Here is an 18,496-nt window from a genome sequence, read left to right on the forward strand (position 1 = left end):
TCGCGCGAGCAGTATCCGGGACGGCGGGGTCCGGTTTTCCTTCGCGACAAACGCGAAACGCGTTTGCGCGGAGATCATGCTCAGTCAAAAAAGCTACGTTGCCGCGCTGCGCAGCAGAGGGTTGCGATCGATCGTGAAGCGGTTGAACAGCGTGGTGAACGGACTGCCGTCGGTCGCGCGCACGATGGCGTCGGACGCGGCGACCGCTTCATAGAGCGCGCCGACCGGATCCTCCAACGCGGGAAGGTCGAACGCGTCACGGATCGCATCGCGGGCGCCGTTGACGTCGTCTTCGTCGTCGAGCGTCGCCTCCAGCGCAACCGCCGCGCGCCGCATCTGTTCGAGATCGCCGCCGGCCGAGAATTTGAGGATGTCGAGCCAATAGGGACAGGCGACGATGATCCGGATGAAGTCCTCGAATGTCGCTGCGATGATCCCGGCGCGGCCCTCCGACGACGCGTAAAGCACATGGTTTGACGGCAGAAGCACGAACGTGCCGCCCGCGCCGTCGCTGCCGACCTGCCGGGATGCCTCGATGCCGTCGATGGAAAACCAGTCGGGCGGCCCGTCGTCGGCCTCAAGAAAGACGTCGAGCGACGCGAGCTGCTCGGCAACCTCGCTATCGGCGCTGACGGTTTCGGGGAAGAGGGGCATCGGACGGCTCCTTCCAGATCGAATTTCGCGCATTTTGTCGCACCCCGCCAAAAGCGGGTTCAAATGCACGAATCCAAAGGCAAATCGGGGCGCTAGCCGCGCCGCTCATGCAACTTGCGGCTGATTGTCCGGGCCCGCGTAAGGAAGAATTAAAATACGGCTACTAGCGTCCCACGCACTGTTTGAAATGGCCCGGAGCCTGGGCCCAACCGATTATATTCTATCTCTAGAGGAAGCCGATGTCGCGCGCGTTTATTGAGACCGGAAGTTGTGCCGTCGATCTGGAGCTGCGGCCGATCGAGCCGTCCTGGATCATTGAAGGCAATCCGGTGTCGCGGTCGCATATCCTGTCGACCAGCGCCGACGGCACCGCATCGACCATCATCTGGTCCTGTACCGAAGGGCGCTTCAACTGGTACTACGATTTCGACGAGACCATCATGATCCTTGAAGGATCGATCGTGCTCGAGAGCGAAGGCATGCCCCCGAAGCGCTACGGCGTCGGCGACGTGATCTTCTTCCGCGACGGTGCACATGCCAAGTGGCATGTCGAGGGCCACGTCAAGAAGATCGCCTTCTGCCGCAAGACGAATCCGGCTCTCATCGGCTTCATGGTCCGCGTCGTCAACAAGCTGAAGCGGATGTTTCTCTCGCACGGCGAGCGTCGCCCCGCGACGCTCATCAGTGCCGGCTAACTCGAGTTCTACCAAGGCGCTTCCCAGCAAATAGCGTCGAGAAGGGGTCGGGACTGACGTCCCGGCCCCTTCTCATGTCATGAGGGCCGTTCGAGCCGGTAGAAATCGGTTGTCGTTTGCAAGAACAGAACCGTCTTCCCGGTTTCGCTCAGCGGCGCCGGGCCTTCACCTCCACCACCAGCTGCCACTGCGGTGTCTTGGCCGGCTTGGCTTCGCCGAGCCAGTGGAACGTGTTCTCGGTGATTTCCGTAAAGCTCCAGCGTGACTGGTCGCCGCTGTCGGTAGTGCCTTCCTGTACGATATCGGCGCCGCGCGCTCGCCCGATCTGCTGACGGAACACGCTGCGGCCGGGGTCGAGCCAGAAAATCCGCCAGGCGGCGATGGCTGGATCGTACACGCGCAGCGTCGTGCCGTACCAGTTGCCGGCGATTGGGAATGACGATGCGCCGGTGGGGCGAGGGATCATCCAGACGTCCTGGACGGCGCGTCCCTCCAGCACCCAGCCGAAATGGATCTCGCCGGGAGCGTGGTGGGTGGTGCCGTCGGGTCCATGCGCGGCGATTTCGGCATCCCAATCGCCGACGAACTGGCCGTAGAGCTGCAGTGCCGCCGCGTGTTCGGGGTTGGGGCCGCTTGCATGCAAGAGTCTCGCAAAATCGCTCATGTCGATCTCCAGTTTCGCGGAAGATCAGCACGATCCGACCGCAGGCCACTTGGAGAAAATTGCCGTCGGCTGTCAGGTCTTGCGCAGCGACAATTGCCGCATGGCCCGATCGCCCTCGTCGCTCGTTCGGTGGCTGCCCGAACGTTCCGCCCGCCAAATGACGATGACGGAGACAATCACGAGGCTCGCGCCGACCAGCATCATGGGCGAAAACGGCTCGCCGAGCACGACGGTACCGAGCAGCACAGCGATGACCGGATTGACGAATGTGTAGGTCGACACCAGCGACGTCGAGACGTGCTCCAGCAGCCAATTGTAGGCGGCGAATCCGATCACGCTGCCGGAGATGATCAGCCAGAGCGCCGCTGCAACCGAGGTCAGTGAGATGTCGCTCGGCGTCAAGCTCCCGATCTCGCCCGTCAGCCAGCTGATCGCGGACAACACCACGCCGCCGATCGATAGCTGCATGCCCGAAAGCAGGATCGCAGATGCCTGGCTCGCCATGCTTCGCGACAGGACGGTGCCGATCGACCATGACAGGGCCGCAGCAAGCAGCCAGACGATGGGAAGGATGCTGATGCCGGCCTGCTCGACGTTCTGCCATGCCACGAGGCCAACGCCCACGAAGCCGGGCACGAGTGCAAGCAAGGCAACCGGCCGCGGGCGCTGATCGCCCGGGAACAAGACATCGATCAGCAGGAGCCAGAACGGGATCGTGGCAAGCACGATGGCTGCCACGCCCGAAGGAACCGATTGCTGCGCGAAGGCGAGCACGCCGTGACAGCCGACAAAGAAGAGGAGTCCGCACAGGCACGCCTGCAACCACGTCTGCAGGGACGCGCTCGCGACCTCTCGGCCGCTCAAGGCGAGCAGCACGATGCCGCCACAGAATGAACGAAGCGCCATCAGCAGAAATGGCGGAATCGATTGCAGGCCCAGCGTGATGGCGAAGTAGGTGGAACCCCACAGCAGATAAATGGCCGCGAACGAGCCGATGACCAGGAACCTTCTGCTCATGATTGCTCCGATCGAAGATGATCTCGAAGCAACCAAGTCGGAGGAGGGGCGTGCGTTCCGGCTTCGCGCGCCTCACACGCCGTCGAGGATGATCACCGTCGGCGTGGCCGGCAGCGAATCCCGTGAGATGCGCAAGGAGCGTTCCGGGCGGCGATCGATCTCGAAGTCGCGGCCGATGCGGCGCATGAAGTCGTCGAGCGGCGTGGCGAAGCGGTGCATCGGCAGCACGACGGAGGCTCGCAGGCGTTTCGTGATCTCCGAGATGCCGTCGAGCGACATGGTGTAGGTGCCGTCGATCGGCACCATGACGATGTCGAGCCGTCCGATCTGGGCAAAATGGCTGTCGTCGAGCTTGTGATGGAGATGGCCGAGGTGGCCGATGCAGAGGCCCGCGACCTCGAAGATGAAGATCGAATTGCCGTCGCGGATCATGTCGGTGCCGGAATCGTCACCGAAGTAGCGGCGGATGTCGGTGGTGACGTTGCGGATGAAGGTGTCGCCGATGCGCTCGGAAATCACCGCCGGCTTGCCGTCCTCGCCCCAGCCATGCAGCACATGGGGAATTCGCTTGTCGGGATATAGCGAGTAATGCGTGCTGTGCGCCCGGTTCATGGTGACGACGTCGGGCAGCCGGCCGACCTGATAGGCGCCGCTATAGTCGGTCGCGATACGCAGGCCGCCCGGCGTGTCGATGAAATAGGTGGAATGGCCGGCATAGGTGATCTCGACCTCAGACGTATTCGCCGCCTTGCGAAAGGCGACCGGCAGCGCGCGCGGCGCAGCATTCGCCATGGCCAGGCATTCGCTGCGCTGTGGCTGTTGGGCGAGGGCAGGCGTGAGGGAGGCGCCGAGCAGCGCAAGGATCGCGGAAAGGAGTCGCCACATAGATCCGTCCCCAATGACGTCAGGGAAGTCTAGCTTGCAATCCCGCCGGCGGCCAATGGGCCGCGATCAACAGCGCGTCAGTGTCGCAGGCCTCACTCACGCCGCGGACTGAACTTCCATGTGACGGCGACGAGGCTCGCGGTGATCAGGCCGCTGATGAGGCCGGCTACGGGAAGTGCGAGCAGCAGCGCGGCCGTGGCTGCCCAGCCGATCGAAGAGAATGCCTCGGCGAAGGTTGCAAGGCGCGACGAGGTCTGGCGCCGGCGGAATTGGCTGCGCCGCGCCTGCACGCGGAACCAGAGCTGGATCGCGGTGGCGGACGCCGCGCTGACGATGATCGCGCCCGCCGTGATAGCCGCCTGGGGCGGCGAGGCAAAGGCGAGCCCTGCGATCAGCGGAGCGAAGATCACGGCGATCGCGATCAGCACGACCTCGATCTTGGCGTGGATGACGCGCGAGGGCGGCAGCGGGGCGGTCGCGACGAGATCGGGAGCGTCCTCGCCTGATATCGTCAGCCAGGCAAGACCGCCGGCAAGCTGTCCTGCCGCCATCACGATGACGGGCGTGATCAGCACCAGCGCCGCGGAACTGTCGGCAAAGCTCCGCCACAGCAGAAGCGCGGGCGGCACCAGATAGAGCAGTTGCATCAAGGTTTGCGAGATCAGCCAGGGATCCCGCCACAGCAGCATGAACTCCTTGCGCCGCAGTGCCTGCGATCGTGTGCCTGGGCGAAACTTCCGCTCGCGCGTGGCGCGGCGGCCGGATGTCCCGTGGGCGGCGGCATCGATCGCGGTGTGGGCGAAGCGCCCCGAGAACAGCGCCATCACACCGCCCAGCATGACGAGACCGAGCGCGAGCAGCAGCGTCAGCGCCTCGCTATCGCCCATCACGGCGCGCGCTGGCCACCAGATGATGCTGTCCACATCGGGCACATAGACGGCCGTGGCATCAGAGGTCAGCACCGCAAAGCGTGACAGAGTGCCGTAGGAGATGATCGCGGCGATCTGGAGCGCGATGACGAAACCGGCGCCGATGATCGCAGCCAGGATCTGTGCGATGAAGCGCGTCCGTGCCGGGCCGATCAGCCGGAACAGCAGGATCGTGATCGCGATCGCGATGGCCGCGGCCGAAAGCCCCATGGCGATGACCACGCCGAACGCCGCGAGCCATCGCGGTCCGCCGCCGATCACCAGCACGTCGATGAAGGGCGTGGAGAACAACAGCGCCATCACCGTGATCGCGAGCGCAATCGCGGCAATGCGCACGGAGAACAGGTTGGTGAGCGTTGCCGGTGACGACATGATGAGATCGAGATCGGCGCGGGCGTAGAACACCCGCGTGACGGATTCGATCGCCTGCGACAGCATCAGCGACCAGGCGAGCGCGATCGTCGCCGAGATCACGATCAGCGACGGCTTGTCGAGCGGCAATTGAAGCCCGGCGAAGCGGCCGATCACTGCCCAGGCCGGCAGGTGCAGCAGCGCCGCAAAGGCGATCAGGCCGACCACGGCGGCGCGCTTCCGCTTGCGCTGGCCCGTCATCATGGCGAGCCATTCGCGCCAGGCGAGGCGCAGCTCGTGGCGGGCAAACCACGATAATGCAGTCGCCGAGCTCATGCGGCGGCAGCCTCAAGCGTAACCAGCGCGATGAAGAGATCCTCGAGGCTGGTGTCCGTATGGCCGTTCTGCCGGCGCAGCTCGTCGAGCGTGCCTTCGGCAACGAGGCTGCCTGACGCGATCACGCCGATCCGGTCGGCCATGCGCTCGGCGACCTCGAGAATATGCGTGGTCATGATGACGGTGCAGCCGGCGCGGACGCGCTCGGCCAAAAGGCCCTTCACGTGGCGGGCGGAGACCGCATCGAGGCCCGTGAGCGGCTCGTCGAGAATGATGAGGCGGGGTGCGTGGACCAGCGCGCCGGCGAGCGCCACCTTCTGGCGCATGCCTTTGGAAAATCCCTCGCAGCGCTCGTGCCGGTGCGGCGCAAGGCCGAGCGAGCTCAACAGCTCCTGCGCCACAGGTTCGGAGACCGCGGGCGCGATGCCCCAGAGGCCGGCGACGAATTCGAGATATTCGAGCGGCGTCAGCTTGTCATAAATCATGGGCTCGTCCGACACCCAGGCCATGACCTGCTTGGCGGCCACGGGATCGGCGAGGGCGTCGATGCCGAAGATCGACACCGCGCCAGAATCGGGCCGCAGCAGCCCTGCGACCATGCGCAAGGTGGTGGTCTTGCCGGCACCGTTGGGGCCGACCAGCGCGTAGAATTCACCGGCGTGAACGGTGAGATCGAGGGAATCGACCGCCGGACGGTCAAAACGCTTCGTTAACCCTCGTACGCTCAGCGCCGAGCTGTCCGGTTTCATGACGGCCACACCATATGGTTTCGCATCGCTTGCGACCTTGATCTGAAGATGTTTCGGCACGGTGAATCATCCTGCCACAAATTCCGTCATCGGACACGGTTGCATTCGCCTCTCGTTTTATTGACAGCGCTTGGCGGTTCAGGCTGAATCGTGCCGGGCAAATGGCGCTTTACCGCGACTCACATGATCGCATGGCGGCTGGGCACAAGATGCGACGAGACGGCCGCCAAGAGCCGCAGGGAAGCATCGGGGAGGATGTTCGGCGATGCTGGACTTCGTTCAGCAGCTGGTCAGTGGCATTGCGCTCGGCTGCGTCTACGGCCTGATCGCGCTTGGCTTCGTGCTTGTCTACAAGGCCACCGAGGTCGTCAACTTCGCCCAGGGCGATCTGATGATGCTGGGCGGCTTCTTCGCCTTCACCTTCATCGGCATGATGGGCCTGAACTACTGGGTCGGTTTCGCGGGTGCAGTCGCGGCCATGGCGCTGTTCGGCATGCTCGCCGAGCGCATCGTGGTGCGGCCGATCCTCGGCTATCCGCAATTCTCCATCATCATGGCAACCATCGGGCTCGGCTACTTCCTGCGCTCTGTCGCCGGCATGATCTGGGGCACCGACGACTTCAAGATCGAGACGCCGTTCAGCCAGGGTGTGCTGCGCATCGGCGCATTGGTGCTCGCCTATGACAAGCTCTCCGTGATCGCGGCGACGGTCATCCTCTGCGCGCTGCTCTATCTGTTCTTCAACAAGACCACGCTCGGCACCGCGATGCGTGCCAGCTCCGAGAACATGCTCGCGGCCTACTACATGGGCATTCCCGTGAAGCGCGTGGTGTCGATCGTGTGGGCGATCAGTGCGGCGGTCGCGACCTGCGCCGGCGTGCTGCTGGCGCCGATCACCTTCATTCATTCCAATGTCGGGCTCGTGCTCGGGCTGAAAGCCTTTCCCGCCGCCGTGCTCGGCGGCTTCGGCTCGATACCCGGTGCGGTCGTCGGCGGCGTCTTGATCGGCGTGATCGAGAGCATGGCCGGGTTCTATCTGCCGGAAGGCTGGAAGGACGTCGCGCCCTATATCGTGCTGCTGGCGGTGCTGCTGCTCAAGCCCGAAGGCCTGTTCGGCCTTCACTTGCGCAAGAAGGTCTGAACGCCATGCGCTTCCTGTTCAAGACCGACTATGATGACGACATCCGCCTGTTCCCGCATTCGGGCTATTTGATCTCCTACGGGCTCCTGATCGCGGTGCTCCTGATCGCGCCCTACGTGCTCTCCAGCTATCTGATGAGCCAGCTCGTCTTCGTCTGCATCTATGCGACCGTCGGCGTGGCGCTTCTGATCCTCACCGGCTTCACCGGGCAGGCTTCGCTCGGCCATGCCGCGTTCCTCGCAATCGGGGCCTACACGGCCGCGTATTTGCAAAAATACAACGTGCCGTTTCCCGTCTACTTCCTCGCCGCCGGCGTTTTGACCGGATTGATCGGCGCGCTGGTCGGCTTCCCCGCGCTGCGCCTTCAAGGCATCTACCTCGTCATCGCGACGATTTCCTTTGCCTACATCGTCGAGGAGATTCTGGCGCGCTGGGAAAGCGTCACCAACGGCAATGAGGGTATGCGCATCAAGACGCTGTCGCTGCTCGGCGTCGCCGTGCCGCGCGACAGTCCGACGTTCTATTTTCTTTGCCTTGCCGTTCTGACCCTGACTATCGTCGGCACGCTCAATCTCTTGCGCTCGCCGACCGGTCGCGCCTTCGTTGCAATTCGCGACTCCGAGACGGCGGCGCGCAGCATGGGCATCAATGTCGCGCTCTACAAGGTCAAATCCTTTGCGATATCGGCGGCGATCACCGGCTTTGCCGGCGTGCTGTTCGCGCACAAGCTCTCCTTCATCTCGCCGGAGATGTTCACGCTCCAGCTCTCGATCGAGTTCATCATCGTGATCCTGATCGGCGGCACGTTCAGCCTGCACGGTGCGGTGCTGGGAGCGATCTTCATCGTGATGATCGATCCGTTCCTGACGTATCTGAAGGACGACATGCCGGGCATCATTGCCGGCGTTGCCGCGACCTTCGGGGCGAGCGCGGCAACCGCGGGAACCATCCAGTCCAAGGTCGCGGCCTTCGCCTCGCTCAACGGCCTGAAGGGCGCGATCTACGGCATCATCATCGTGCTGTTCGTTCTGTTCGAGCCGCTCGGCCTCTACGGGCGCTGGCTCAAGATAAAGCTCTTCTTCCAGCTCTTCCCGCTCTACAAGCGCGCCACCTTCAAGCGGCAGAAGATCTACGTGAAGTCGGAGCGGAACCGATGAGCTATTTCCGCGCCGAGAACCTGTCGCTGCATTTCGGTGGCCTCAAGGCGGTCGACGCGGTCTCGTTCGCGGTCGAGAAGGGCGAGATCCTCTCGATCATCGGGCCGAACGGCGCCGGAAAAAGCTCGATCTTCAACCTGATCTCGCGGATCTACCGTCCGACCTCGGGCCGCATCTACTTCGAGGACCAGGACATCACGGAACAGCCGCCTTACGACATCGCAAGGCTCGGTATCGCCCGCACCTTCCAGAATATCGAGCTGTTCGAGAATGCGACCGTGCTCGCGAACCTCCTGGTCGGGCGTCACCGTCACTCGACCACGCAGCTCTGGCAGGAGCTGCTGTTCCTGCCGAGCGTGCGCGCGAACGAGAAGCTGCACCGGCGCCGTGTCGAGCAGGTGATCGAGTTCCTCGATCTCGAACCGTACCGCGACAAGCTGATCTCGGGCCTGCCCTACGGCGTGCGCAAGGTGATCGAGCTCGCCCGCGCGCTCTGCTCGGAGCCGAAGCTGATCCTGCTCGACGAACCGTCGTCGGGTTTGAATGTCGAGGAGACCGACGACATGTCGTTCTGGATCCGCGACATGAAAAGCGAACTCGGCATCACCGTGCTGATGGTCGAGCACGACATGACGCTGGTCAACCGCGTCTCCGATCGCGTGATCGCGCTCAACTACGGCCGGGTGCTGGCGATGGGCTCGCCCGCCGAGGTACAGCAGCATCCCGACGTCATCGCCGCCTATCTCGGAGCCTGACGCGATGGACACCGCCGTTTCGCCCGACACGATCCTGAAGCTCAGCAATATCGAGAGCTATTACGGGCCGATCATGGCGATCCGCGGCATCTCGCTCGAGGTGCCGCGCGGCCGCATCGTGACGCTGCTGGGCGCCAATGGCGCGGGCAAGACCACGGTGCTGAAGACCATCTCCGGCATCCTCGATCCGCAGAAGGGCACGATCGAGTTCATGGGCAAGCCGATCCAGCGCTTGGAGGCCGACAAGATCGTCCGGCTCGGAATCAGCCACGTGCCGGAGGGGCGCGAGGTGTTCCCGTTCCTCTCCGTGCGCGAGAACCTGATGATGGGCGCCTATCCGCGGCATGATCGCGACGGTGTCGCGGAGGATCTCGAGCGCGTCTATGGCTATTTCCCGCGGCTGAAGGAGCGCATCAACCAGCCGGCCGGACAGCTCTCGGGCGGCGAGCAGCAGATGCTGGCGATCGGCCGCGCGCTGATGAACCGGCCGACGCTGCTGCTGCTCGACGAGCCGTCGCTTGGGCTCTCGCCGATCCTTGTGAAGGAGATTTTCACGATCATCCGCCGCGTCAACGAGGAGCAGGGCATGTCGATCCTGCTCGTCGAGCAGAATGCGAAGGTGGCGCTGGAAACGGCGCATTATGGCTATGTGCTGGAGATCGGCCGCGTCGTGATGAACGACACCTGCGATCGCTTGATGCATTCCCAGGACATCCAGGAATTCTACCTTGGCGCCAAGGAAGCCGGCGCCAGGGGCGAACGGCGCTGGAAAAAGAAGAAAACGTGGCGTTAAATATGGCCTCTCCTCGTTAGAGAACCGACCGCCAGCAAGGCAGGCAGCGCGAGGGGATGATGCGGCAAGGAGGCTATGGCATGGCCCGACCGGCGGTGCTGACCGTCGCAGACACGATCGCGAAGAGTTTTCTGCGCGCGGTGGAGACGCGCGGCGACAGGCCGGCGATCCGCGAGAAGCGGTTCGGCATCTGGCAGCCGACGAGCTGGCGCGCGTGGCTGGAGATCTCCAGGGAGGTCGCCTACGCACTGCATGCCTCGGGCTTCAAGCCTGGCGACGTCGCCTCCATCATCGCCAATGCCGTGCCGGAATGGATCCATGCCGACATGGGCATCTTGTGCGCGGGCGGCGTCTCGTCCGGCATCTATCCAACCGATTCCTCGGCACAGGTCGAATATCTCGTCAACGACTCCGCTACACGCGTGATCTTTGCCGAGGACGAAGAACAACTCGACAAGGTCCTCGCCTGCCGCGGGCGATGCCCGACGCTCGAGAGAATCATCGTGTTCGACATGGAGGGCCTGAGCGGCTTTTCCGACGACATGGTGATGTCGCTCGATGCGTTTCGCGCGCTCGGGCGCAATCACATGGCCGGCCGCGAGCAGCTCTGGCAGGAGATGATCGACAGCCGCGGCCCAGGCGATCTCGCGATTCTCGTCTACACGTCGGGCACCACCGGCCCGCCCAAGGGCGCCATGCATTCCCACCGCAGCGTGACGCACCAGATGCGGCACGCCTGCGATTTCATCCCGGCGAGGGAGGATGAGGACCGGCTGATCTTCCTGCCGCTCTGTCACGTCGCCGAGCGGGTCGCCGGCTACTACATCTCGGTCGCGCTCGGCTCGGTGATGAATTTCGCCGAAAGCCCGGAAACCGTGCCGGACAATCTGCGCGAGGTGCAGCCGACCATCTTCTTCGCGGTGCCGCGGATCTGGGAAAAATTCTATTCTGCGATCACCATCACGCTCAAGGATGCGACGCCGATCCAGCAATGGGCCTATCGCCGCGCCATCGACGTCGGCCTGCGCATGGCCGATTGCCGGGTCGAGGGCAGAATGCCCTCGATCCTGCTCAGGATCGCGAACCGCTTGGCTTACCGGCTGGTGTTCCGCAACATCCGCCGCATGATCGGGCTCGATCGTTGCCGCATCGCCTTCACCGGCGCGGCGCCAATCGCGCCGGACCTGATCCGCTGGTATCTCGCGCTCGGCATCGACATGCACGAGGTCTACGGCCAGACCGAGAATTGCGGGGTCGCGACCATGATGCCGTCCGAGCGCATCCGGCTCGGCTCGGTCGGCAAGGCCGTGTCCTGGGGCGAGGTCAGCGTCTCGCCGGATGGCGAGATCCTGATCAAGGGCGACTTCCTGTTCATGGGTTATTTAAACCAGCCCCAGAAGACGGCCGAGGCCATCGATCCGCGCGGCTGGCTGCACACCGGCGATGTCGGCAGCATGGACAGCGATGGCTTCGTCAGGATCACCGACCGGATGAAGGACATCATCATCACCTCCGGCGGCAAGAACATCACGCCGTCGGAGATCGAGAACCAGCTCAAATTCTCGCCCTACATTTCCGACGCCATGGTGGTCGGCGACAAGCGGCCATATCTCACCTGCCTCGTCATGATCGATCAGGAGAACGTCGAGAAGTTCGCGCAGGACAACGACATTCCCTTCACCAATTATGCGAGCCTGTGCCGGGCGATCGAGATCCAGGATCTGATCTGGCGCGAGATCGAAGAGGTCAACGGCAATTTCGCCCGCGTCGAGACCATCAAGAAATTCCATCTGATCGAACGCCAACTCACGCCGGAGGACGAGGAGTTGACGCCGACCATGAAGCTGAAGCGCAGCTACGTGAACAGGCGTTATGCCGCCGAGATCGATGCGATGTATCGCGAGCGCGCGGTGGCCTGAGGCGCGCAAGCCCGCGGAAAAGTGCAAGCCGGCTTTCCGGCGAGGGCATGCGTAAAAGAGAGAAGCGAAGCAGCGATGGCCACGCCCTTCGCACAATACCGGCCTTAAAGAGAGAGGAGACGTCGATGTCGAAATCGTTCCGGGCGGTCGGCCTTGCGGTGGGCGTAGTGGCGTTCACGTGTGTTCCGGCTGCGGCGCAAACCAAGGTCACCAATGAAGGCATCTCGGCAAGCGAGATCGTTATCGGCACGCATCAGGATCTGTCGGGTCCGATCAAGGTCTGGGGCGTGCCGGTCTCCAACGGCATGAAGATGGCAGTCGAGGAGATCAACGCGGCCGGCGGCATCAACGGCCGCAAGATCAAGATGATCCTGGAGGACAACGGCTACGACCCCAAGAAGGCCGTGCTCGCCACGCAGAAGATGATCGAGCGCGACAAGATCTTTGCGATGATCGGTCCGATGGGCTCGCCGACGGTGTTGGCGGCGCAGGACACGCTGTTCGACGCCGGCGTGTTCCAGCTGTTTCCGCTGACCGCAGCCGAGTTCACCTTCAAGTTCGATCCGGCCAAGCCGCAGGAGCGGCTGAAGTTCAACAACCTCCTGCCTTACGTCGAGAGCACGCGTGCCGCGCTGAAATACATGATGGAGTGGAAGAACTTCCAGAAGCCCTGCATCATGCACCAGGACGACGAGTACGGCAAAAACGTGCTCGACGGCTTCAATCAGCAGCTCGCCGTGATGAAGGTGCAGCCGGCTTCGATCACCAGCTACAAGCGCGGCGCCTCCGATTTCAGCGCGCAGGTCGCCAAGATGAAGTCGGACGGTTGCGATCTCGTGGTGCTCGGCACCGTGATTCGCGAGACGATCGGCGCGATGAGCGAGGCGAAGAAGCTCGGCTGGGACGTGACCTTCCTGGGGGCAACGCCGACCAACGTGCTGGAAGTGCCGACGCTGGGCAAGGATGCCGTGGAAGGGCTTTATGCCGCGTCCCAATTTGAGATCCCCTATGAGGACAGCGCCAAGGGGCCGGTGAAGGAGTGGCTTGCCAACTACAAGAAGATGTTCAACTCGGATGCCAATACGCAGGCGATCATCGGCTACAACACGGTGATGACCTTTGCCTTCTACGCGCAGAAGGCTGGCAAGGATCTGACCGGTCAGAAGATGCTGGATTCCCTGGAGTCGGGCGACAAATATCTCGACATCTTCAACTCGCCGCCGACCAAGTTCTCGAAGACCGATCATCTCGCCAACACCGTCACCCAGGTGCAGCAGGTCAAGGGCGGCCGCTGGGTGCTCGTGAAGGACAATCTGATGTTCTGATGCGATGGTTCTCGCCATACGGTTGGTGCACCCTCTCCCCTTGCGGGAGAGGGTGGATTCGATGCGAAGCATCGAAGCCGGGTGACGGGTTCTTTCCGCAAATGACCTTCTCGCGATTGAGTTCGCGGAAAGAACCCCTCATCCGGCACTTCGCGCCACCCTTTCCGGTGCCGAAAGCCGCCGGAACCATATCGGAACCGCCGAGCGCGCTCGGTTCCCGTGGCCGCGCGCTGTGGGACGGCATCGCGGCCGAATTTCGCTTCGATGATCGGCCCGCTCAGGAACTGCTATGCCAGGCTTGCGAGGCCTTGGATCGCGTGGAGAGCCTGCGCGAGCGGATCAACCGTGACGGCGAGATGATCGAGACCGCCGACGGCGCATCCGTTGTTGCCCGCCGAGGCCGCGAACCGGGGCTTCGTCACGAGGACCTTGCGTGCGCTCGGCGTCACGCTCGAGCCGGTCAAGAACATCGGCCGACCGCCGGGAAGCGCGTACTGATGCCCACGAGCAGGACTCCGATGGCGCGAGCGTTTGCCGACCGTCACAGTTGAGATGGTCGAGCTGTTGGCCCGTTGCATCGAGCGCCGCGCGGACCTGGAAGCGCGCGGACGGTCCCATGACGTCGAACTGACCCAATGGGAAAAACGTCTCAACTGGCGTCTGCTAAAGTTGCCGCTGCACGCCTGTAGCGTCACCGATCCGGAGCTTGACGGGCCGCCGTATCTGACGCCAGCGCACGCGCAGTACATCGACTGGCCGCTGGCGCAGGCGTGGCGACGGGCCTTGCAGGCCGCGCTTGATGCGCAGGACATCCCGCAGCATCTGGAGGGTCGCCGTCGCCCACCTAAAAATTGTTGAGAAAGAAGCAGCGAACGGCGTCTGGAGTCTTGGGGTCGAGGGGTCGGGTGGGTGCGCCCTCCTCATATCCACTGCAAACGTCAATGTAAGAGACGTTTTCGCCCATCTTGATACGCAGGCATGTTTTGAAATTGCCTGCGGTTGCGCATTCAAGCCGCACCTTATCGTACCTCTTGCACGCCGCCGCCTTGCGGCAAAGATACTTCTCGATTTCTAGTTTCTGTTTTGCTTCTTGGTCCTGCTGCTCGCGTAGATTCGCGGCAAGTGCTTGACGTGCTTGGTCGGCTTCAGAGAGAGGCGGACGGTGCTGTTCCGCCCAATACGACCAAATCGCAATCCCAACGAGGCCCAGCCAGAAAAAACGGAGAAACCACCGGAATACGTAGCTCACGCCGTGACCGAACTTTCCGATATCTTCCATTCGCTCCATGTTTTCCGATGCCCACCCTTAGGTTGCCCTCACGAAAGGCTACTTGTACCGCGCACGAAACGAGACGGACTGGCCGCAGTAGAGGGGCTTGTCGAAGATTGGATCGAAGGCGACACCGCTGTTGTCTTTGAACTCGATCGTGATGGGCTTGCCGAAATCCGAGTCCTTGTTCCCGGCACAATCGCCATCCGCGAAACGGAATTTGCCCGAGGTGATCACGTATTCTTCTGGCGTGTTTTCCAAGCGAATGACAACACCCGCCGGAGACGCGACATACTTCCAGTCTATCCGGCTCAATATCTCGAACTCGACCTTGAACTCCTTCTTGCAAGCCTTGTCAGCCGTCACGTACATGCTGGAAGCTTGACCTTTCATTCGGCCAAGCATGCAGTCCTCGTAATTGTCGTAGCCAAACCAGCCAGCACAGGCGGCGGACGGTGCCCCGCAGATCAACCCAATCAATACAACCGCGCACATAGCATCATGCCCCCGCGAGCGAAGAATGAGCGATTTATTATCGCCGTCAGTACTTGGCGTAGACCTTCGTAATCAACTCGTGGATGTGAGCGCCGACTGTCACTTCCTCGAAGGACGCGGAGTTTGGATGGCCAGCGGTATTTCGCCGATCGAGACAATTCTGCAGTTCCTTTGCCTCTGCTTTCGTCAGTACGCTGATGTGCTCAAGCATATTTAGGAAAACGGATTCCTTCACAGCGTTGGCAAGATCGTCCACATCGACAACATTACTCCAGCCGTTCTTTTGAAAACGTCTGTGTCCCTCTTGGTTAAACTCGGTGAGCTTGTTCTTCAGGACGTGTTTGTACAGCAAATGCACTGCGCCAACCCAAGTCAGCACGATGGCTGACCGATAGGCCTTGTTCTTCACGCACTGGATTGCCTCCTCGACAAAGCGGGCGTTCTCCGGGTCATGCACATCAGTTAGGTAGCGTTCGAGAGCCTCCGTAACAGGCGTCAACACGCCAGCCGAGTTCATCAGTCCGCGGTCGGCAAGGCTTTCCTTGCAAGCCTTCGTGACCGTCCAGCCGTTCGGCAGATAGATCGCGTTCTTGGTCTGCTTGAGGAAATTGCCGGGAGCGCTCGCGGCCCCGTCTCTCCAGCCGTTTTGCCGCGCGACGGCTCTGATGTCGCTGGCCTTCATCGGGCCGTCGTGCATGGCGACGATCAGCAGGTACTTGTCGGTCTTGGAGACGTCGCGACGGGCGAGGCTTTCGCGGAGCAGTGTCACGATTTAAGCCGTTGCTCAAGTTGTTCGTAGGTCGAGTGGGACAAAACGAAGTTGCCTGTGGAGGGCTCGTTTATCTCGCCTTGGTCCGTCAGACTGTCGATGGTTTTAGTCAGGTTTTTTCCCATCGCCGGTTTGTAGACGCGACGGGCCGATTTCATCTCGTCATGAATCTGTGCCCGCGAAGCCGGTTCGACGCCATCACTCATCAGCTTCAACAATGCGGCTTTGAACAAGTCGTTGGCAGTTCGGGCCTGCAGCTTTGCCGCAGCCGACGCGGTGGTGAACGGGCTCGATGCCAACCCTCCGTTTAAGTCGATTGCGTCCTCACCGCTCCCCTCTGGCTCCTCTGGTAGCGCGCTGCCGATCGCTGCGATAATTGAGGCGATCAGGTCCGGTACCTCGGACTTCAGAAACTCGACTTCGCCTTCCCACTCAATCTCAATGCCTTTTGCTTTGATGCGCAATTTTGCCGACACGATCTGCCCCTTCGATTCGCGAATCGTGCCAATACACAACTTGCAATAGCGATTCGGGAGGCGGCCTCCTGACTAATCCCCACATTCCCCAGCAATCCGCGTAGATTCTGGCCCGCCTATGCGGTTTTCCGGCTGCGGCGCTAACAGATACTGGCCAAAGCAAACCTGCTGCCGTTGTCCCCATCCCGCTGGAAATGGTACCAATTCACCAATGGCCGAAGGCGACCCCGTCCGCATCATCCCTCACCGTGGCGTCGATGACGACTGCGGAAGCTTTGAGGTGTGGTTTGCGGACGGACGGAAATCGGTCAGGTTCTACTGGGACAACCTCGTCTCGCGCCGGTTGAGCGGCAGCACCGTCACGCGACAAGAGGCCATCGAGAAGGCCACGGCGCTGGCGAAGGCCGAGATGGACAAGCTGAACCCCGAGTAATGATCGGCCTTTCCAACTGAGTCGCAGACGGTCATCGTCCTCTCGCTTTCAATTCGTCGCGAGCACGTGTGGCCAGCACCGAAGGAAAATTGGGGTTCTCCAGATCGGCAAGGCTGTAACCGTGGTCATAGCCTTCCACTTCCTTTGGGCGAGCGGCAACTTTTAAGTTGTCGGCGAAGGTGCAGAGATAAATCCGCTTCGACTTCCAGAACCAGCGTTCTTCAGCGATGCCGGTGACAATGCCCGGCTGCCCCTCTGTCACAGGCCCAAAATTCCGAACTGCAACGACCTTCGCGCCGATCTGTAGCGATGTGATGCCCATTGCTTGCCCCCGAGCGCCCCCATCAGGGCGTCCGCCGGCCCAACCATAGCAGGTTAAATCGAGCGGCGTTGCCCCGCCAGTGTCAGCGGAATTTCTACTTTTTACACTGGCCATACACCCGCGCGATTGCCGATTGATTTCATTCGGCAATTCCCGCTATTGACTTTCCCGCAAGGTGAGAAGGAAGAGAAAGCGCTGCACCTACGATCCTCCACCCGCGACGCCGGATTCCACCGGCGCCAGCTCGTCTTCCCGGCAGCGCCAGCCATCGGCGGCTTTCTGGAACGCGAAGGTGCGCTGGATTCTCAGCCGGCGCGTCGCGTTGAAACTCTCCTTGAAACTTTCCTTGGAGCCTTGCTTGGCCGCTGCGGCCGGCTGCGCCTTGCCGGACCTCGGGTCCCAGCAGGTGCCGGTGCAGGTCGATGCGACTGGGCTGCAGGCGGTGAAGGGCGACAGCACGACCATGTCGACATCGGCGGTGACCTTCGCCTCCTGCTCCCCGACGTCGCTGCCGGTCGCGGACACGCGACTGATGCGGACGAAGTCGCCGCAGGAATTGGCCGCATGGATCTTGGCGACGCAGAAATCGGCGGCGTCGGTATCGGGCAGCTGTGCAGCGATCTGGCGGCCGAACACCCGCTTTGGATCGCCCTTGGCACCAAGGATATCGGCGGTCTTCCGGCTGAAATATTCGGCGAGACAGCCTTGCGCGGATGACAGCTCGGCGAGCGGCACGTTCTCCTTGCCGACCAGGTCGCATCTGCGATCGCGCTCCCTTGTCCAGCGGCCGTATTCGGCGAAGGCAAAGCGGGCTTCTGTCGGAGGCAGCTTACCGATCAAGCCGAGGACCTGGCCGTTGAGCTCCTCCTCCGCCAGTGCCAGTTCCGGGTCGCTACAGATCAGTGTGCTGGCCGCCGTGTTCGCCGCGAGGCAATCGAAACCGGGGTCGCGCAGGATCGCGGCGCGCTCCTCGGTCTCCCGGAGCAGGCAGGTCTTGACGCGATCGATGTCGTCGGCGCGGACCGCGGTCTGGCCGAAGATGCCGCAGCTCAGATTGCGCTGCCGAATCCACAGCGCGTTTTCCTCGATCGCCGGCAGACGATCCGGCAGGCGGGAGAGCCGCGCCTCGATGGCCTCACCGAGTTTCCCGGCCGCGACGGCAAGCTCGCCGTCGCCGCAAAACAGCTGACCGGCAGGATCGCGCTGCTGCTCGCAGTGATTTTTTGCAAACAGCGGCAGCTTGTCGGCGATCGCTGGGTCTGGATTGGCTGCCTGCGCACGGGCAGGCGACATCAGCGACACCGCAATGATCGCCAGCACGAACGCCCGCATTCCGCTTATCCCCGAAGCCCGCATGATGC

22 protein-coding genes are annotated in these 18,496 nt (G+C 62.4%); 9 read left to right on the top strand and 13 right to left on the bottom strand.

Annotated features, from left to right (window positions below):
- Window positions 1–93: 93 nt before the first annotated feature.
- The gene (locus ACV1FX_RS36210) at window positions 94–654 is read right to left on the bottom strand and encodes a hypothetical protein (RefSeq protein ID WP_473122320.1); all 561 of its coding nucleotides are present in this window, start codon (window positions 652–654) and stop codon (window positions 94–96) included.
- A 239-nt stretch (window positions 655–893) separates the two neighbouring features.
- On the opposite strand from ACV1FX_RS36210, the gene ACV1FX_RS36215 reads away from it, so the two are divergent.
- Window positions 894–1,349 (top strand): cupin domain-containing protein, encoded by a 456-nt coding sequence (locus tag ACV1FX_RS36215; RefSeq protein ID WP_473122321.1) that lies wholly within the window; start codon window positions 894–896, stop codon window positions 1,347–1,349.
- A 148-nt stretch (window positions 1,350–1,497) separates the two neighbouring features.
- Here ACV1FX_RS36215 and ACV1FX_RS36220 read toward each other — a convergent pair whose 3' ends face one another.
- The 5 genes from ACV1FX_RS36220 to ACV1FX_RS36240 all read right to left on the bottom strand — a co-directional run bounded on the left by ACV1FX_RS36220 (window position 1,498) and on the right by ACV1FX_RS36240 (window position 6,280).
- Window positions 1,498–2,013, bottom strand: coding sequence for a hypothetical protein (locus ACV1FX_RS36220; RefSeq protein ID WP_473122322.1), 516 nt, complete (start codon window positions 2,011–2,013; stop codon window positions 1,498–1,500).
- Between the two features lie 72 nt (window positions 2,014–2,085).
- Entirely contained in the window at window positions 2,086–3,030 is a 945-nt protein-coding gene (locus ACV1FX_RS36225) for an EamA family transporter (protein WP_473122323.1), read from the bottom strand.
- A 72-nt stretch (window positions 3,031–3,102) separates the two neighbouring features.
- Entirely contained in the window at window positions 3,103–3,915 is an 813-nt protein-coding gene (locus tag ACV1FX_RS36230) for an MBL fold metallo-hydrolase (RefSeq protein WP_473122324.1), read from the bottom strand.
- Window positions 3,916–4,007: 92 nt separating this feature from the next.
- The gene (locus ACV1FX_RS36235) at window positions 4,008–5,531 is read right to left on the bottom strand and encodes a permease (RefSeq protein WP_473122325.1); all 1,524 of its coding nucleotides are present in this window, start codon (window positions 5,529–5,531) and stop codon (window positions 4,008–4,010) included.
- Window positions 5,528–6,280: an ABC transporter ATP-binding protein gene (locus ACV1FX_RS36240; RefSeq protein ID WP_473122356.1), complete on the bottom strand. Its 753-nt coding sequence runs from the start codon at window positions 6,278–6,280 to the stop codon at window positions 5,528–5,530. The genes ACV1FX_RS36235 and ACV1FX_RS36240 overlap by 4 nt, the downstream gene beginning before the upstream one ends.
- Window positions 6,281–6,545: 265 nt before the next feature.
- On the opposite strand from ACV1FX_RS36240, the gene ACV1FX_RS36245 reads away from it, so the two are divergent.
- The 6 genes from ACV1FX_RS36245 to ACV1FX_RS36270 all read left to right on the top strand — a co-directional run bounded on the left by ACV1FX_RS36245 (window position 6,546) and on the right by ACV1FX_RS36270 (window position 13,370).
- On the top strand, window positions 6,546–7,421 hold the full coding sequence (locus ACV1FX_RS36245) for a branched-chain amino acid ABC transporter permease (protein ID WP_473122326.1): 876 nt from the start codon (window positions 6,546–6,548) through the stop codon (window positions 7,419–7,421).
- A gap of 5 nt (window positions 7,422–7,426) precedes the next feature.
- Window positions 7,427–8,578, top strand: a complete 1,152-nt coding sequence (locus ACV1FX_RS36250; RefSeq protein WP_473122327.1) for a branched-chain amino acid ABC transporter permease — start codon at window positions 7,427–7,429, stop codon at window positions 8,576–8,578.
- Window positions 8,575–9,333: an ABC transporter ATP-binding protein gene (locus ACV1FX_RS36255; RefSeq protein ID WP_473122328.1), complete on the top strand. Its 759-nt coding sequence runs from the start codon at window positions 8,575–8,577 to the stop codon at window positions 9,331–9,333. The genes ACV1FX_RS36250 and ACV1FX_RS36255 overlap by 4 nt, the downstream gene beginning before the upstream one ends.
- 4 nt (window positions 9,334–9,337) lie before the next feature.
- The gene (locus tag ACV1FX_RS36260) at window positions 9,338–10,126 is read left to right on the top strand and encodes an ABC transporter ATP-binding protein (protein ID WP_473122329.1); all 789 of its coding nucleotides are present in this window, start codon (window positions 9,338–9,340) and stop codon (window positions 10,124–10,126) included.
- Window positions 10,127–10,206: 80 nt separating this feature from the next.
- Entirely contained in the window at window positions 10,207–12,045 is a 1,839-nt protein-coding gene (locus ACV1FX_RS36265) for an AMP-dependent synthetase/ligase (protein WP_473122330.1), read from the top strand.
- Between the two features lie 125 nt (window positions 12,046–12,170).
- Entirely contained in the window at window positions 12,171–13,370 is a 1,200-nt protein-coding gene (locus tag ACV1FX_RS36270; protein ID WP_473122331.1) for an ABC transporter substrate-binding protein, read from the top strand.
- 287 nt (window positions 13,371–13,657) lie between these two features.
- On the opposite strand, the gene ACV1FX_RS36275 is transcribed toward ACV1FX_RS36270, so the two are convergent.
- A complete protein-coding gene (locus ACV1FX_RS36275) occupies window positions 13,658–13,840 on the bottom strand; it encodes a hypothetical protein (RefSeq protein ID WP_473122332.1) in 183 nt (60 codons plus the stop codon).
- A 61-nt stretch (window positions 13,841–13,901) separates the two neighbouring features.
- Here ACV1FX_RS36275 and ACV1FX_RS36280 point away from each other — a divergent pair, with 61 nt between their 5' ends.
- Complete coding sequence (locus tag ACV1FX_RS36280) at window positions 13,902–14,228, top strand: hypothetical protein (RefSeq protein ID WP_473122333.1); 327 nt, start codon at window positions 13,902–13,904, stop codon at window positions 14,226–14,228.
- Here the strand turns inward: ACV1FX_RS36280 and ACV1FX_RS36285 are convergent.
- From ACV1FX_RS36285 to ACV1FX_RS36300, 4 genes are read right to left on the bottom strand one after another with little or no spacing between them, the layout of a single operon-like run.
- A complete protein-coding gene (locus ACV1FX_RS36285) occupies window positions 14,215–14,649 on the bottom strand; it encodes a hypothetical protein (protein WP_473122334.1) in 435 nt (144 codons plus the stop codon). The two genes, ACV1FX_RS36280 and ACV1FX_RS36285, sit on opposite strands and share 14 nt — an antisense overlap.
- A 48-nt stretch (window positions 14,650–14,697) precedes the next feature.
- Complete coding sequence (locus tag ACV1FX_RS36290) at window positions 14,698–15,135, bottom strand: hypothetical protein (RefSeq protein ID WP_473122335.1); 438 nt, start codon at window positions 15,133–15,135, stop codon at window positions 14,698–14,700.
- 46 nt (window positions 15,136–15,181) lie between these two features.
- Window positions 15,182–15,904, bottom strand: coding sequence for a hypothetical protein (locus ACV1FX_RS36295; protein ID WP_473122336.1), 723 nt, complete (start codon window positions 15,902–15,904; stop codon window positions 15,182–15,184).
- Window positions 15,901–16,380, bottom strand: coding sequence for a hypothetical protein (locus ACV1FX_RS36300; protein WP_473122337.1), 480 nt, complete (start codon window positions 16,378–16,380; stop codon window positions 15,901–15,903). Before ACV1FX_RS36300 ends, ACV1FX_RS36295 begins: the two co-directional genes overlap by 4 nt.
- 211 nt (window positions 16,381–16,591) lie before the next feature.
- Here ACV1FX_RS36300 and ACV1FX_RS36305 point away from each other — a divergent pair, with 211 nt between their 5' ends.
- A complete protein-coding gene (locus ACV1FX_RS36305; RefSeq protein WP_473122338.1) occupies window positions 16,592–16,813 on the top strand; it encodes a hypothetical protein in 222 nt (73 codons plus the stop codon).
- A 31-nt stretch (window positions 16,814–16,844) separates the two neighbouring features.
- Here the strand turns inward: ACV1FX_RS36305 and ACV1FX_RS36310 are convergent, their stop codons facing one another.
- Together ACV1FX_RS36310 and ACV1FX_RS36315 are read right to left on the bottom strand one after the other, a co-directional pair.
- Window positions 16,845–17,135, bottom strand: coding sequence for a hypothetical protein (locus tag ACV1FX_RS36310; protein WP_473122339.1), 291 nt, complete (start codon window positions 17,133–17,135; stop codon window positions 16,845–16,847).
- A 201-nt stretch (window positions 17,136–17,336) separates the two neighbouring features.
- Window positions 17,337–18,467, bottom strand: coding sequence for a lysozyme inhibitor LprI family protein (locus ACV1FX_RS36315; RefSeq protein ID WP_473122340.1), 1,131 nt, complete (start codon window positions 18,465–18,467; stop codon window positions 17,337–17,339).
- Between the last annotated feature and the right edge of the window lie 29 nt (window positions 18,468–18,496).

The sequence above is a fragment of the Bradyrhizobium ingae genome (assembly GCF_055791185.1).

Coding starts and splice junctions, on each gene's coding strand:
- ACV1FX_RS36210 (WP_473122320.1), bottom strand. CDS start 654: ATGCCCCTCTTCCCCGAAACCGTCAGCGCCGATAGCGAGGTTGCCGAG.
- ACV1FX_RS36215 (WP_473122321.1), top strand. CDS start 894: ATGTCGCGCGCGTTTATTGAGACCGGAAGTTGTGCCGTCGATCTGGAG.
- ACV1FX_RS36220 (WP_473122322.1), bottom strand. CDS start 2,013: ATGAGCGATTTTGCGAGACTCTTGCATGCAAGCGGCCCCAACCCCGAA.
- ACV1FX_RS36225 (WP_473122323.1), bottom strand. CDS start 3,030: ATGAGCAGAAGGTTCCTGGTCATCGGCTCGTTCGCGGCCATTTATCTG.
- ACV1FX_RS36230 (WP_473122324.1), bottom strand. CDS start 3,915: ATGTGGCGACTCCTTTCCGCGATCCTTGCGCTGCTCGGCGCCTCCCTC.
- ACV1FX_RS36235 (WP_473122325.1), bottom strand. CDS start 5,531: ATGAGCTCGGCGACTGCATTATCGTGGTTTGCCCGCCACGAGCTGCGC.
- ACV1FX_RS36240 (WP_473122356.1), bottom strand. CDS start 6,280: ATGAAACCGGACAGCTCGGCGCTGAGCGTACGAGGGTTAACGAAGCGT.
- ACV1FX_RS36245 (WP_473122326.1), top strand. CDS start 6,546: ATGCTGGACTTCGTTCAGCAGCTGGTCAGTGGCATTGCGCTCGGCTGC.
- ACV1FX_RS36250 (WP_473122327.1), top strand. CDS start 7,427: ATGCGCTTCCTGTTCAAGACCGACTATGATGACGACATCCGCCTGTTC.
- ACV1FX_RS36255 (WP_473122328.1), top strand. CDS start 8,575: ATGAGCTATTTCCGCGCCGAGAACCTGTCGCTGCATTTCGGTGGCCTC.
- ACV1FX_RS36260 (WP_473122329.1), top strand. CDS start 9,338: ATGGACACCGCCGTTTCGCCCGACACGATCCTGAAGCTCAGCAATATC.
- ACV1FX_RS36265 (WP_473122330.1), top strand. CDS start 10,207: ATGGCCCGACCGGCGGTGCTGACCGTCGCAGACACGATCGCGAAGAGT.
- ACV1FX_RS36270 (WP_473122331.1), top strand. CDS start 12,171: ATGTCGAAATCGTTCCGGGCGGTCGGCCTTGCGGTGGGCGTAGTGGCG.
- ACV1FX_RS36275 (WP_473122332.1), bottom strand. CDS start 13,840: ATGTTCTTGACCGGCTCGAGCGTGACGCCGAGCGCACGCAAGGTCCTC.
- ACV1FX_RS36285 (WP_473122334.1), bottom strand. CDS start 14,649: ATGGAAGATATCGGAAAGTTCGGTCACGGCGTGAGCTACGTATTCCGG.
- ACV1FX_RS36290 (WP_473122335.1), bottom strand. CDS start 15,135: ATGTGCGCGGTTGTATTGATTGGGTTGATCTGCGGGGCACCGTCCGCC.
- ACV1FX_RS36305 (WP_473122338.1), top strand. CDS start 16,592: ATGGCCGAAGGCGACCCCGTCCGCATCATCCCTCACCGTGGCGTCGAT.
- ACV1FX_RS36310 (WP_473122339.1), bottom strand. CDS start 17,135: ATGGGCATCACATCGCTACAGATCGGCGCGAAGGTCGTTGCAGTTCGG.
- ACV1FX_RS36315 (WP_473122340.1), bottom strand. CDS start 18,467: ATGCGGGCGTTCGTGCTGGCGATCATTGCGGTGTCGCTGATGTCGCCT.